Consider the following 14,147-nt stretch of genomic DNA (forward strand, 5'->3'; position numbering starts at 1 on the left):
GGGCGGATGGGGTTGTGGCAGCTCAACGCGGACACCCTCGCGCGGAGCCGGTTCGTGCTGTCGTCGTTCGCGGAGACCTTCGCCGCGCTGAAACTGCTGCACGCGGGGGTGGGCGCGCACCCCGGTGAACAGGTGTGGCTGCGGGACCATCTGCCGGGCTACCGGGCGCTGTTGGCGGCCGACCCCGTCGCCGGGGCGCTGGTGCGGGCCGCGCTCGGGCGGTCCTGGATCGCCGACTTCTTCTGCCCGACCCAGACGGACCGGGAGTCGTTCGCCGAGACCGTCGCCCGGGTGCGGGAGACCCGGCCCGAGGACGCGCGGGACAACCTCCGCGTCTCGCTCGCCGGGCCGCTGCCCGCCGCCCTGGAACGCGACGATCTGCCCGAGCGGGCGGCCCGCCTCCTGGAGTACGTCTGGGAGGAGACCGTACGGCCGTACTGGGCGCGGCGCCGGCGGGTCCTGGAGGCCGATGTGGTCGCCCGGACCGCGCAGGTGAGCCAGGGCGGCTGGGCGGCCGTGCTGGACACGTTGTCGCCGGGGCGGACGCGGTGGCTCGGGGAGAGCCGGCTGCAGATCAATCTGCACGCGAATCCGCCGCGCGAGGTCTCCGGCGCGGAGCTGCTCCTCATGCCGGTCACGCCGAAGGGCGGGTGGGTGTCGTGGGAGGCGCCGGACCGGTACGCCATCGTCTACCCGTGCGCGGGCGTCCTCGCCGACCACGGCTCGCGCGCGGTGCCCGAGGGCCTGGGCGCGCTGCTGGGCCCCTCGCGGGCGGCCGTGCTGATGCTGCTCGGGTCACCGATGAGCACCAGCCAGCTGACCGCCGTGACCGGGCAGGCGCTGGGCTCGGTGGGACGGCATCTGCGGGTGCTGCTGGACGCGGGGCTGGTGGAGCGGCGGCGGGCGGGGCGGTCGGTGCTGTATTCGCGGACGGCGGCGGGGGAGGTCGTGGTGAAGGCGGCGGGGCTGTGAGTACGGGGGTGTGGGGGCCCGTAAGCACAGAGGCTCATGGGCCCGTGGGGGGAACGACATTTACCGGAGTTAGCATCCGGTTATGACGACTACAGAGAACACGGGTCCCCTCGGTGTCGAGATCGGGTCGCTCACGGGCGGCTCGGCGGACCTCTCGCAGTACACGGGCAAGGCCGTCCTCGTGGTGAACGTGGCCTCCAAGTGCGGGCTGACCCCCCAGTACACGGGCCTTGAGCGGCTCCAGGAGCGGTACGCGGCACAGGGCTTCACCGTGCTGGGCGTGCCCTGCAACCAGTTCCTCGGGCAGGAGCCCGGCAGCGCCGAGGAGATCGCCGAGTTCTGCTCGGCGACGTACGGCGTGACCTTCCCGCTGACCGAGAAGGTCGAGGTGAACGGGGACGGTCGGCACGAGCTGTACGACCGCCTCGTCGGCTTCGCGGACGGCGAGGGCCACACCGGTGACATCCGCTGGAACTTCGAGAAGTTCCTGATCGGCCGCGACGGCACGGTGCTCGCCCGCTTCTCCCCGCAGACCGAGCCGGAGTCGGCGGAGGTCGTGGCGGCGGTGGAGACGGCCGTCGCCTAGGACTGCCGTAGGCAGGTGTTGACCTTGCCCCTGGGGCAGGGCTGAGCGTCCTGGTCACCGGGCGGACAGAAACCGCCCGGTGACGGAGGATGGCTGAGGTGGACGACGACGACCTGCTGACCATCGGCGCGTTCGCGGCCCGGGCACGGCTTTCGGCCAAGGCGCTGCGGCTGTACGACCGGCTCGGGCTGCTGGCCCCGGCCCACGTCGACGAGGTCAGCGGCTACCGCTACTACCGCGCCGCCCAGGTCGAACGGGCCCGACTCGTGGCGCTGCTACGGCAGTTGGACATGCCGCTGGCCCGGATCGCCTCGGTGGTGGAGGCCGACGGGGCGGACGCCGCCGATCTCCTCGCCGCGTACTGGACGGACGTGGAGACCCGGGTCGCCGGGCAGCGCACGCTCGCCGAGTACCTCCGTGCACGCCTTTCGGGGAGGAGCTCCGAGATGTACGGAACGTTCGTGGTCGAGACGGTCGAGGTACCGGAACAGGTGCTGATCACCGAGACCCGGCACACCCTCGCGGACGAGTTGCCGGCCTGGATCGGCGCCTCCCTGGGGCGACTTGAGGTCGCGGCGAAGGAGTGCGGGGGCGTGAGCGCGGCGCCGTTCGTCGTCTACCACGCCGAGGTGTCGATGGAGAGCGACGGCCCGGCCGAGGCCTGCGTACCGGTCGCCGACGAGGCGGCTGCGCGGGCGTGGGCCGCACGGCAGGGACGGGCCCGGCAGACGGCGGTCCGGGTGGAACCGGCCCGGCGGCTGGCCTACGCCCGCATCACCAAGGCGCAGGTGGCCCATCCACAGATCCTGGCCGCGTTCGAGGCGGTGGAGCGGTGGGTGGCCGCGGAGGGGCTGCGGTACGCCGGGCCGTGCCGCGAGGTGTACTTCGCGGACTGGGAAGCGGCGGGGGCGGGGGATCCGGTGTGCGATGTGGCGTTTCCGGTGGAGTTCCCCGTGGAGTGAGGCACCGGCCGGCGTACGGCGCCGGGCACAAGCCGAGCCCCCTCGGCCAGGACGGCGGGCCAGTCGAGAGGGCTCTTCTTGAAATGCTTGTACTGCTTGCACCACTTGTACTACTTGCACTGCTTGTCGTGCATGAACTGCACTGTGCTGCTTATGGAGTTGTGAAAGGTGAACCAGCCGCATCAGTGAAGGTCGTGCGCCCCCCGCGCGACATCTGCCACGAAGGCGTTCCACGAGTCGGCGGGGAAGGCCAGCGTCGGACCCCCGTCGACCTTGGAGTCCCGTACGGCCATGGCCGCGAGAACCGGTGACTTGATCTCGACGCATGCGCCGTTCCCGGTGGAGTACGAGGACTTGGTCCACATGTCCGCGGCGCCCTGACGAATTGCCATTTTTGCTCCGGTTATTGCCAGTTGATGAGTGCTGTCACCGCGCGTCACGTCCGGCCACGAACCCTCCGGACGCACAACACGGTTTGCGCCAAAGCCTGTTACTCGATGGCGTGATCGACGCTACTCGCCAACATCGGCGCGCGAAGCGGCCATTCACTCGACCGGGTGGCATATACCCCTGGTGTCTTCCATCCCGCCGGGCGGAAGGTGTACTCTGCGGCACCTTCCGCCAACGGGGCCCCTCAGCGCGCGTATTCCTTCGCGATGTCCGCGATGAACTGACGGGACTGGTCCACGTTCAGGGCCTGCGCCCTCAAGTGCTCGTACATCACGCTGTACTTCTGGACGTCGTTCGCCTTCTCCAGGTACAGGTCGCTGGTGACGCCCTCGATGTAGACGACGCTGGAGTCCGCCGCGTCGGGGAACTCCAGGATCGCGTACTGCCCGTTGAGCCCGGGATGGGCGCCCATGTCGAACGGGATCACCTGCACGGTCACGTGCGGCAGTTGAGACTGCTCGACCAGATGCTCCAACTGGTCCCGCATCAGCGAGCGGTTGCCGACCACCCGGCGCACTGCGGACTCGTCCATCACCGTCCACAGCCGCAGCGGGTTCTCCGGGGCGGAGATCCGCTCCTGCCGGCGCAGCCGCACCTGGACCCGCTTGTCGATATCGGCCGAGGCGGTCTCGGGCAACGCCCCGGTGATCAGCGCCTCGGCGTACTGCCGGGTCTGCAACAGGCCGGGGACGACCTGGGGATCGTAGACGCGCAGGCTCGCCGCGTCCGTCTCCAGGCCGATGTAGACGCTGTACGGGATGTCGCCGAAGGAGTGCCACCAGCCTTGCTGGCGGGAGTCCTTGGCCATCTGCATGAGCGAGTCGACGATGCGGACGTCCTCGACCTCGTAGACCCCGCACAGGTCGCGGACGTCGCGCTGGCTGATGCTGCGCCGCCCGTTCTCCAGCCGGCTGATCTTCGACTGCGACACCAGCAACCGCTCGGCGACCTCTTCGGCCGTCATGCCCTTGAGCTCTCGGAGTCGACGCAACTCCTGGCCCAACCGGCGTCTCCTGACGGTGGGATTGACACTTGACGCCACGGGAACGTGCACCTCCGGCTGCATGCCTCTACTTGCCACTGCCTACTGCTGTGCCTACTGCTGTGCTTACCGCTGCTTGCTGCTCACTGCTTGCCACGCGCTTGCCACTTTGCGTATCTGCTGTTGAGCAGACTGCCACCAAGGTGGTTTCTACCGCTGGGAAACGGTGGATATGCGGCAGGTACGAGCCGGGTTCGGGTTGCCCGAGGCGTCCGCGAAGGCGGCCGTAGATGCGGCCGAGCGGGGTGGAGAGACGTTACGTCTACTCCACCCCGCTCGGACCAGCGGCTCCCGAACCGGGTCTTGGGGACTGCGGTGCGGCGTGTACTGCGGTCGTGCTGTGGTACCGGTCGTGCGGTGCCGGTCGAGCCGCTCCGCGGCGCCGGCGTGTGCCGTGGGACTGCGGCTCAGTGAGCCACGGCGCGCGCCATGGTGCCTCGGTGCGGCTGCATCGGAACACCACGAGCCGGTTCCGGTGGCCTTGATCCGGGCGCGGCCTGACGGCCGGCCGGGGCCGGGCTACGGCGTGGCTGTGCCGCCACTCCGTTCTGGACGTCCATCACGGCGTGCGCCACGAGTCCGCCCATGGGGTCGTGCCTGATCAGGTCCCGCAGCCGGGAGCGGGACGAGCGTCCCTCGTTACCCGGATACAGGTGTTTGCCGAGACCGACCGCGTGCGCCAGTGCGGCGAGCGCGGCTGTCCGCGGGTCCGGTGGCACACCGGTGCGGATCGCGGAATCGAGTCGGCCCTTGATCTCACGGCTGATCTCGTTGTCCGTCGCCTGATAGCGAGTCGTCGGCAGCACCCCGCACATCTGTCCCGCCACGGCATGCACCATGCCGCACCGCTCCAGATGCGAGAGGTAGGTCTGGCGAAGTCCCAGTCGGGGCCCGCCAATCCAGTTCACTGCACGTACCGGAGCGCCACGCCTTCGCAGCAACTCCAACGCGCAGTCCAAAGTCGGATCTCCGGTCGGCCGTGGTACCACCACGGCGATACGATCCCCGTCTGGGGCTATCCGTCCGGCCAGCGCCAGCTCCACTAGCTGTGCTCCGGCCAGACCGAGGTCGAGCGACTGCGGCTGTGCAGTGGTACCCGTGGCCGGGTCCAATGCCAGCAGTAGAAGCTCTTCCGGAAGAGTTCTGCGGCTCCTGCCCATCCATGCCTCCCCGCGTGGATGAATGACAGGGTGACCCCTCTCACATTGGTCTGTCGAGGGTGCGTGACCGCTTCGTGATGGAACCGGCAGGTATGTCGTTCTCGTCTACCGCAGGGGTTAAGCCCGCACACAGGACACTGGTACATGGTTCGGACAACGGTGTTGATGCGTCGTCCGGACTGCGGGTAAGAGGTTTTCCAGCTGACATCCAGCTGGCTTCCAGCTGATTTTGCGGCTGTTTTTGTAGCTAACTCGGTTATCTCGGTCGGTTCGGTTGACGCACGCGGCGCGTGCGGCGCATGGAGGAGGCATCGGTGGCGGGCGAGTCCCCCGACAGGTCGAAGAAGCGCGAGTCGTCGGCAGAACCGACGCCGGGGAGCGCGAGTCCGGTTCCTGAGGCGCGGGGTGAGCGCGATCCCCGGTTGGCGGTGGCCCGCGAGGACGCGACATCGTCGTCGTCCGCGGCTCAGCGCGGGGGCGTGGACACGGCGACGAAGATCTTCTCGATCCGGGAGTTGCGGTCGGAGGAGACCGAGGGGGCGGAGGCCCCTTCCGATTCCGAGGGTGCCGATACGCAGAACCCTTCCGCCAAGAGCGGGTCCGGCGGGCCGGGCGGGCCGGAGGGCGATGCGCGGCTGGCGGCGGCTGTGGCGGCGTGGGTGTCGTCGGGGTCGGCCGGGGAGAGGCCGACCGGTGACGAAGACCCCGAGGACCCTGAGGACCCCGAGGACGCCGTCGAGAAGTCGGCCGGGAGCGAGGCGGCTGACGGGGCTGAGGGCTCGGGGGACGTTGCTACGGCCGAGGGCCCCGAGGACGCGGAGACGCCCGCTGGAGGCCCGGAGACCGGGGACGCCGAGGATGCGGGGGACGTTTCCGTGGCCGACGCCTCCGAGGGCGCTGAGGCCGCTCAGGAAGCCGACGCGGGCGAGCGGGCCGGGGGTGCGGGTGCCGGGGTGACTGGTGACCCTGGGGACGCGGAGCCCGCCGGCGGTGACGAGGCGCGCGATTCGGCTGACGCCGGGGAGAGCGAGTCCGGCGGCGACGGTGACAGTGACGGTGACGTGACCGAGGGTGGGCGGGTCGCTGACGCTGCCGCCGAGAGCAACGCCGGCGCCGGCTCGGAGGACGACTCCGAGGCGGACAAGATGCCCGCGGCCGCGACGACCGGCAAGTCCGGTACGGATGCCGACGCGCGCCCGGAAACCACCGACACCGCCTCGGGCGAGACCGCCGATGCCGGGCCTGCTGAAGCCGAGGTAGACGAGGCCGACACCGCCCCGGAGCCCGCCGAGGGCAAGACGTCCCCCCGAGCAACCGGCGCGAAGCCCAACGGCCGCCCGGAGCCCGCCGAAGGCGACACGCCCTCCGACGCGAGCGGACCGAAGGCTGACGACCGCCCGAACTCGACCGAAGGCAAGGCCTCCACCGACGACCGCCCGAAGTCAGCCGAAGGCGACACGTCCTCCGACCCGACCGGTCCGAAGACCGACAGCCGCCCAGGGTCCGCCGAAGGCAAGGCTCCCACCGGCCCGACCGGTCCGAAGACCGACGACCGCCCGGAGCCCGCCGAAGGCAAGACGCCCACCGACGCAACCGCCCCGAAGACCGACAGCCGCCCGGAAGCCGCCGAAGGCGAAGGTGAACCCGCCCCCGATGCAGTAGCCGCCGAAGGCAAAACGGGCGCGGACCCCCGGACCACCGGCACCGGCACCGGCACCGGCACCAAAAACGCCGCCACTACCACCGCCGACGCCGCCGCCCCCACCGACGCCGCCCCCACCGACGCACAACCGCAAGCCGCCGACGACGAGAAGGCCCCCGCAGGGCCACCCGCACCCGACAACGAGACCCGCACGGGCGGTGCGGGTGGGAACATGAAGGCGGCCGAGGGCGAAGCCGAGGCCGAGGCCGTCGATCACCCCACCACCGTCTTCAAGGCCCTGCGCCCGCCCAAGCCCGCGGTGGACCAGCCGACCACCATGCTCAAGGCCCCCACCGCCCCGCAGCCCCCGAAGCCCCCCAAGACCCTCAAGGCCCCCGAGACCCCCGCCGAACGCACCAGCAGGTTCGTCGCCCTCAAGCCCCTCGACGAGCCCCGCAGGGACGCCACCCGCCCCGTCCCCCAGCTCGGCCCCGAGCACACCACCCAGCAACCGCTCCCCCCGAAGCCCCCGCTGGACCTCCTCGCCGAACTGACCAACACGCCCCCACCCCCGGAAACCCCGGTCCGCACAGCGATCCGCAGGGTCAAGATCTGGACCCCGCTGGTCATCCTCCTGGCGATCGTGTTTGCAGTAGTACAGGCCGTACGGCCACTCCCCACCCCCTCCCTCACCCTCACCGCCGACGACTCGTACACCTTCGACGGCGCCAAGGCGAACCTCCCGTGGCCCAGCGAGGGCCAGGGCTGGATGGACGTCAACGGCATCGGCACGATGGGCGACTTCGGCAAGCAGACCCCGGTCGCGATCGGGTCCGTGGCCAAGGCGATGACCGCGTACATCGTCCTCAAGGACCACCCGCTGAAGGCGGGCACGGAGGGCGAGAAGATCACCGTGGACGCGACCGCCGAGAAGGAGGGCGGCTACGACAAGGACGGCGAGTCCACGCTCAACACCGTGAAGGCCGGCGACATCCTCACGGAGAAGCAGGCGCTCTCGGCGATCATGATCCCCTCGGCGAACAACATCGCGCGCCTGCTTGCTCGTTGGGACGCGGGCTCCGAGGCGGCGTTCATCAAGAAGATGAACGACACCGCGAAGTCGCTGGGGATGACCAACACGACGTACACCGACGCGTCCGGTCTCAAGGAGACGACCGTCTCCTCCGCCGAGGACCAGGTGAAGCTGGGCAACCAACTGGTCAAGATCCAGGCGCTGATGGACATCACCAAGCTGCCGAGCTGGGTCGACCCGTCCGGTCACAAGTGGACCAACTACAACCGCCTGGTGCCGTACAACAACTCGCTCGGCATCAAGACCGGCACCACCACCGCGGCCGGCGGCAACCTGCTGTTCGCCGCCACCAAGGAGGTCGGCGGTGAGACGGCCGTCGTCGTCGGCGCGATCCTCGGCCAGCACACCGCGCCGATCATCGACACCGTCAACGCGGTCAGCAAGACGGCGATGCTCGCGGCGCAGGACGCGATGACCTCGGCGAAGATCCTGAAGAAGGGGACCGTGGTCGGGTACGTCGACGACCAACTCGGCGGTCACACCCCGGTCGTCGTCACCAAGGACGTCGCCGCGGTCGGCTGGGCGGGCCTGAAGGTGAAGCTGTCCTTCGCCGCCGACGCCGTACCGCACACCGCGAAGGCCGGCACCAAGGTGGGCACGCTCACCGTGGGCGACGGTTCGAGCGGTGCCGTCAAGGTGCCGGTCGCCCTCCAGAAGGACCTCGCCGAACCGGCCTTGACGTCCAAGCTGACCCGCCTCGGCTGACCCACGAGGCGCCGCACGTCACCGCGCACGTCACCGCGTCCCGTCGGCGGGCCCCCACCCGGGAGCCCGTCGGCGGGGTGCGTGCTAGCGTCGCGAATCGGGGCACGTCGCCGGTCGAGCGGGACGCGGCGTCGAACAGGCCGGGAACGGGACAGGACGCGGCCGAGAACGGAAGACGGGACACGGGGAGTGCCTTCAGGTGGCCACAGCGGAGCCGACACGTGCCGACGATGCCGATCCGGGCCCGGTAACCGGCCCGCGAATACGCGTACCCGCGCACACCGCGACAGACAGGACGGATGACGCGGCGGCGGCCGGCGCCCAGCACACGGACGACGGCGGGACCCGTGAGAACAGCACGCGCCTGACGCGGTTCGTCGACCGTCTCCGCGCCCCCTTCCTCGCTCACCCGGTGATCGGCTTCACGCTCCTCTCCGGTGTCCTCCACGTCGTCTGGTTCTTCACGTTCGCGAACAGTGGCGGCGACCTCGCGGCACAGGACGCCTGGGCCGAGTTCGTCGGCCGCCACCCGGACTCGGCGTACAACCTCGCCTGGTATGGCGGCATGCACCCGGTGTCGTACAGCGTGGTCTCGCCGTATCTGATGTCGGTGCTCGGTGTCCGTACGACGATGATGATCGCCGGGACGATCTCGGCGGGCCTGCTCACCATGATCCTGATCCGCAGCCGTTCGGTGAGGAACCCGCTGTGGGCCTCGCTCGCGGGTGTCTTCGCGCTGCTGTGCAACGCGGCGTCGGGCCGGGTGACGTACGGCCTGGGCCTGGTGTTCGGGCTCGGCGCGGTGGCCGTGGTGTTCTGCTGGCCGTACCGCTGGCGCTACAAACGCTGGGCGAAGGCCCTGTGCGCGGCCCCGCTGGCCGCGCTCGCGACCATGTCGTCGCCGGTGGCCGGACTGTTCGTGGGGCTGGTCGCCGTAGCCCTGTTCCTGCAGAAGCGACGCCCGGGTGCATGGGCCCTCGGCCTCGCGCCCGCGGCCGTAGTAGCCGTATCCGCCTGGCTGTTCCCGTTCTCCGGTACGCAGCCGATGCTGTTCGGCTCGATGATCCTGCCGCTCGCGTCCGGGGTGATCGTCTACTTCATGGTGCCGCGCGAGTGGAAGACCGTACGGATCACGGCGGCCGTGTACAGCATCGGCGTCATCCTCGTCTGGCTGGTCAGTTCGCAGATCGGCTCGAACATCAGCCGGCTGGCGATGCTGTTCGCCGGGGTGGCCCTGATCGCCGCACTGCCCTTCGCGGTGCCGCGCTCGCGCAAGTGGTACGCGATCGCGCTGGCCTTCGTCGGCTTCAACGGCTGGATCGGCTTCAAGTCGGTCGACGACGTCATCAACACCGCCCCGGCCGCGTCCTGGTCGCACGAACTCGCCCCGCTCGTCAACGAATTGCAGACGGTCGGCGCCGAGCGCGGCCGGGTCGAGGTCGTCCCGGCCGCGTCCCACATCGAGGCCTCCGCGCTCGCGCCCTACGTCAACCTGGCCCGCGGCTGGAACCGCCAGGCCGACATGGAGCGCAACCCCCTCTTCTACGACGACACCCTCAACTCGGCGAACTACCACGAGTGGCTCCAGCGCTGGGCCGTCCACTACGTCGTGCTGCCGAAGGACAAGCTGGACGGCGACGGCGGCGAGCGCGAACGGGCCCTGGTTCAGCGCGGGATGCCGTATCTGAAGCAGGTCTGGGGCGACACGAACTGGCAGCTTTTCCAGGTCACCGACCCGACGCCGCTCGCCGAGCCGAACTCGGTCGTGGACCGGGCGGAGCAGGGCGAGTTGACCATCGAGGTGAAGAAGAAGGGGCGGATCCTCATCCGCATCCCGTACTCGCCGTGGCTGAGCATCGTCGACGCGAAGGGCAAGAGCCTCAAGCCCCCGCAGGAGACCGACGCGTCCAAGCACCGTGCCGAGGGCACGGCGAAGACGTTCGACAACCTCAACGGCTGCCTGATGGAGACGGAGGAGGACTCCAAGGGCGACAAGTGGACGATGTTGCTGGCGCCGAAGACGGGGACGTATCGCCTGGCGGCGCCGTACCAGTTGCCCCGGGGCACTCCCTGCCCCGACGAGCTGAAGTAGTCAGCGGAGCCGGTCCACGTACCTGTCCGTACCTGGCACCGTGGGGATGAACGGTGCCACCAATTCCACGCGCCCCAGGCCGGATTCGGCCACCGGCGTCTCAAGATCCGCGAAGTACTCCGCCCAGCACTCCCGCGGATCCGCCTCCAGGAACCACAGCAACGTGAGCCGGGTGTCGACCCCCTCGACCTGCTTGACGTAGGTCATGCGGTCGCCCGGCAGCGGGGTCGGCCGGAAGACGGTCACCATGGCGGCCGGTGACCCGGCGAGCCGCTTGGGCAGCTGCCGGGAGCGGAGCCACTCCAGCAACTCGGCGCGCTGCTCGGCCGATTCGCTGTCGACGACCTCCAACACCAGCCCGGCGTAAGGGTGGTCGAGGGCGTGGAAGTCCCGCGGGCCCGCCGCGCCGTCCCGGTACACGGTCGCCTCGTGGTCCTGGAACGCGGTGAACACGTGCGTACGGTCCTGGTACACCCGCCCATCCCGATTGAGCCGTTTGTTGATGCCGACGGTCCACTTCATGTGGTCGTCGTAGCGGCCCTCGGTGACCCAGTACGTGGAGAGGTAGCAGCCGGCGGTGACGGGCTCGGCGATCGCCGACTTCTCGGGCCGGCGCAGGAGTTGGAGGTCGCGGGTGGCGACCCAGCGGCGGCCCGAGTACATCCAGGGCATGGCCATCGCACCCGCGTAGTAGTGGTCGTCCTCGTACCAGCGGTTGTAGGCGTACTCGTGGCCGGGATGCGGTTCGACCATGGTGATCAGCGCATGCCCCGGCCGGACTCCGTACGGTCCTACGGCGGCCAGTTCGGCGTACACGTCGCTCCGGGTTTCCTCGCTCACGTCGCTCCCCTTCCGTCCTCCGCCGGTCGCCCATACTCTGACGCCCCGTCAGATAAACCGCCAGACCCCGGGAGGGATCGGATGTCGCTGCTCGCGGGCAAGACCGTCGTCGTCTCGGGGGTCGGGGCCGGACTCGGCCACCAGGTCGCCGCCGCCGTCGTACGGGACGGGGGGAACGCCGTGCTCGGTGCGCGCACGGAGGCGAATCTCGCCAAGTCGGCCGCCGAGATCGATCCGGACGGCGCGCACACGGCGTACCGGGCGACGGACATCACGGACGAGGGGCAGTGCGAGGCGCTCGTGGCGGTGGCGCGGGAGCGGTTCGGGCGGGTCGACGCGGTGGTCCAAGTCGCCGCGTGGGACAGCTACTTCGGCGGGGTCGAGGACGCGGACTTCGCGACCTGGCAGTCGGTGATCGACGTGAACCTGCTGGGGACGCTGAAGATGACGCGGGCCTGCCTGCCGGCGCTGAAGGAGGTGGGCGGCGGCTCGGTGGTGTTCATCGGGACACAGTCGGCCGTAGCCGCCCCGTCCCAGGTGCGGCAGGCGGCGTACGCGGCGTCGAAGGGGGCGCTGACGAGCGCGATGTACTCGCTGGCACGGGAGTTGGGGCCGTACCGGATCCGGGTGAACACCGTGCTGCCGGGGTGGATGTGGGGGCCGCCGGTGGAGGCGTACGTGCAGTTCACCGCGCACACGGAGAAGGTGCCGGAGGCGGAGGTGCTGAAGCGGCTGGCCGACCGGATGGCGCTGCCCGAGCTGGCGACGGACGGGGATGTGGCGGACGCGGCGGTGTTCCTGGCGTCGGAACGGGCGCGGGCGATCACGGGACAGTCGTTGCTGGTCAACGCCGGTGAGCTGATGCGATGAGTTCACATAGCTGAACGCGGAACATCAATCCGAACGATTTTACTCCCCCTTGACCGTGCGCTTACTTGTCGTGCTCACGCGCGACCGCCCACGATGAGCCCCGGGCTGAACCGGCTCAATCGTGGGAGGGCGCATATGAACGGGCTCGACTGGGCCGTGCTCATCGGCTATTTCGGCGTGATGGTGGCGATCGGTGTGTGGTCGCACAAACGCGTCGACAACGTGAGCGACTTCTTCACGGCCGGCGGGAAGATGCCGTGGTGGCTGTCCGGCATCTCGCACCACATGTCGGGCTACAGCGCGGTGATGTTCACCGGCTACGCGGGCATCGCCTACACGTACGGCGTCACGTCCTTCATCACCTGGTCGTTCCCGATCGCGCTGGGCATCGCCATCGGCTCCAAGCTGTTCGCGCCGCGCATCAACCGGCTGCGCTCACGGCTCCACGTGGCGTCGCCTCTCGAATACCTGAAGAACCGCTACAACCTGAAGACCCAACAGGCGCTCGCCTGGTCCGGGATGCTGCTGAAGATCGTGGACGTGGCGGCCAAGTGGGCGGCGATCGCGACCCTGTTGTCGGTGTTCACAGGTGTGTCCCTGAACCAGGGCATCCTCATCACCGGTGCGATCACGGCGGTCTACTGCACGATCGGCGGCCTGTGGGCGGACGCGCTGACCGAACTCGGCCAGTTCATCATCCAGTTGCTGGCCGGCGTCTCCATGTTCGTGGCCGTCGTACTGAAGTTGCACGACAAGGGCATCGGCTTCCTCGGTGCCTGGGACGAACCCGCGCTCCAGGGCCACGGCAAACCGCTCGTCGGCCCCTACGGCACGGTCTTCCTCCTCGCGTTCCTCTTCATCAAGCTCTTCGAGTACAACGGCGGCATGCTCAACCAGGCCCAGCGCTACATGGCCACCAAGAGCCCCCACGAGGCCGAGCGTTCGGCCCGGCTGTCGGCGGCGCTGTGGCTGATCTGGCCGACGGTCCTCTTCTTCCCCATGTGGATGTCCCCGCTCCTGGTCCACGCGCAGAAGCCGGACGGCTCCGACTCCTACGGCCTGATGACGGAACAGCTGCTGCCACACGGCCTGTTGGGCCTGGTGGTCGTCGGCTTCTTCTCGCACACGATGGCGATGTGCTCCTCCGACGCGAACGCGATCGCGGCCGTCTTCACGCGGGACGTGGCACCGGTGGTCTCCGCCAAAGCCCGCGCGTGGGACGACCGTTCGGGCCTCATCGCGGCCCGGGTGACGACGGTCGTCTTCCTCGGCCTGTCGATGTCGGTGGCGACACAGATCAACTCGCCCACGTTCAAGGACATCATCACGGTCGTCATCAAGTGGGTCGCCGGCCTGATGGGCCCGATCGCGATCCCCATGATGCTGGGCCTGCTCCGCCCGTTCCGCAAGTCCGGTCCTACGGCGGCGCTGACGAGCTGGGCGGCCGGCCTGTTCGCCTTCTGGCTGGTCAACTACCCGATCAACTGGGAGGTGGACGGCGGGGTCCCGCTCCAGTACCAGGTGTCGATCCCGCTCGCGGTCTCCCTGGTCCTCTACATCCTCATCGGCTACGTGAAGCCCGAGGACACCCCGGAACGGGACGCGCTGATCGAGAAGATCAACGGCGGTGGGGACGACGACGGCGAGGCGGCGGCCGTGGCGGTACCGGCGCAGGCGGGTACGCAGGCGAGCGCGGGCGACGACGTGGTGGGCAGCCAGTCGTAGCTACGGCT

11 protein-coding genes are annotated in these 14,147 nt (G+C 69.5%); 7 read left to right on the forward strand and 4 right to left on the reverse strand.

The annotated features are described in order from the left end of the window. Positions 1 to 6: 6 nt before the first annotated feature. The 3 genes from OG407_RS22675 to OG407_RS22685 all read left to right on the forward strand — a co-directional run bounded on the left by OG407_RS22675 (position 7) and on the right by OG407_RS22685 (position 2,520). Complete coding sequence (locus tag OG407_RS22675; protein WP_405860642.1) at positions 7 to 972, forward strand: ArsR/SmtB family transcription factor; 966 nt, start codon at positions 7 to 9, stop codon at positions 970 to 972. An 82-nt stretch (positions 973 to 1,054) separates the two neighbouring features. After that, entirely contained in the window at positions 1,055 to 1,558 is a 504-nt protein-coding gene (locus OG407_RS22680; protein ID WP_405860644.1) for a glutathione peroxidase, read from the forward strand. An 89-nt stretch (positions 1,559 to 1,647) separates the two neighbouring features. After that, positions 1,648 to 2,520, forward strand: a complete 873-nt coding sequence (locus tag OG407_RS22685) for a MerR family transcriptional regulator (RefSeq protein ID WP_405860646.1) — start codon at positions 1,648 to 1,650, stop codon at positions 2,518 to 2,520. 182 nt (positions 2,521 to 2,702) lie between these two features. Here the strand turns inward: OG407_RS22685 and OG407_RS22690 are convergent, their stop codons facing one another. The 3 genes from OG407_RS22690 to OG407_RS22700 form a co-directional block, all read right to left on the reverse strand. Beyond that, entirely contained in the window at positions 2,703 to 2,912 is a 210-nt protein-coding gene (locus OG407_RS22690) for a DUF397 domain-containing protein (RefSeq protein ID WP_327403331.1), read from the reverse strand. Positions 2,913 to 3,154: 242 nt separating this feature from the next. Beyond that, on the reverse strand, positions 3,155 to 4,012 hold the full coding sequence (locus tag OG407_RS22695; RefSeq protein ID WP_403588728.1) for a helix-turn-helix domain-containing protein: 858 nt from the start codon (positions 4,010 to 4,012) through the stop codon (positions 3,155 to 3,157). A 407-nt stretch (positions 4,013 to 4,419) separates the two neighbouring features. Then, on the reverse strand, positions 4,420 to 5,172 hold the full coding sequence (locus tag OG407_RS22700) for a GPP34 family phosphoprotein (RefSeq protein WP_405860649.1): 753 nt from the start codon (positions 5,170 to 5,172) through the stop codon (positions 4,420 to 4,422). Positions 5,173 to 5,486: 314 nt separating this feature from the next. Here OG407_RS22700 and OG407_RS22705 point away from each other — a divergent pair, with 314 nt between their 5' ends. After that, positions 5,487 to 8,612, forward strand: coding sequence for a D-alanyl-D-alanine carboxypeptidase (locus OG407_RS22705; RefSeq protein WP_405860651.1), 3,126 nt, complete (start codon positions 5,487 to 5,489; stop codon positions 8,610 to 8,612). A 199-nt stretch (positions 8,613 to 8,811) separates the two neighbouring features. Further along, the gene (locus tag OG407_RS22710; RefSeq protein WP_405860653.1) at positions 8,812 to 10,704 is read left to right on the forward strand and encodes an MFS transporter; all 1,893 of its coding nucleotides are present in this window, start codon (positions 8,812 to 8,814) and stop codon (positions 10,702 to 10,704) included. On the opposite strand, the gene OG407_RS22715 is transcribed toward OG407_RS22710, so the two are convergent. Further along, positions 10,705 to 11,544: a hypothetical protein gene (locus tag OG407_RS22715; RefSeq protein ID WP_405860655.1), complete on the reverse strand. Its 840-nt coding sequence runs from the start codon at positions 11,542 to 11,544 to the stop codon at positions 10,705 to 10,707. A gap of 81 nt (positions 11,545 to 11,625) precedes the next feature. Between OG407_RS22715 and OG407_RS22720 the strand changes: the two genes are divergently transcribed. Both OG407_RS22720 and OG407_RS22725 read left to right on the forward strand, forming a co-directional pair. After that, complete coding sequence (locus tag OG407_RS22720; RefSeq protein WP_405860657.1) at positions 11,626 to 12,414, forward strand: SDR family oxidoreductase; 789 nt, start codon at positions 11,626 to 11,628, stop codon at positions 12,412 to 12,414. A gap of 135 nt (positions 12,415 to 12,549) precedes the next feature. After that, complete coding sequence (locus OG407_RS22725) at positions 12,550 to 14,139, forward strand: sodium:solute symporter family protein (RefSeq protein ID WP_405860659.1); 1,590 nt, start codon at positions 12,550 to 12,552, stop codon at positions 14,137 to 14,139. Positions 14,140 to 14,147 lie beyond the last annotated feature (8 nt).

The organism is Streptomyces sp. NBC_01515 (genome assembly GCF_045040345.1).
Classification (GTDB): domain Bacteria; phylum Actinomycetota; class Actinomycetes; order Streptomycetales; family Streptomycetaceae; genus Streptomyces.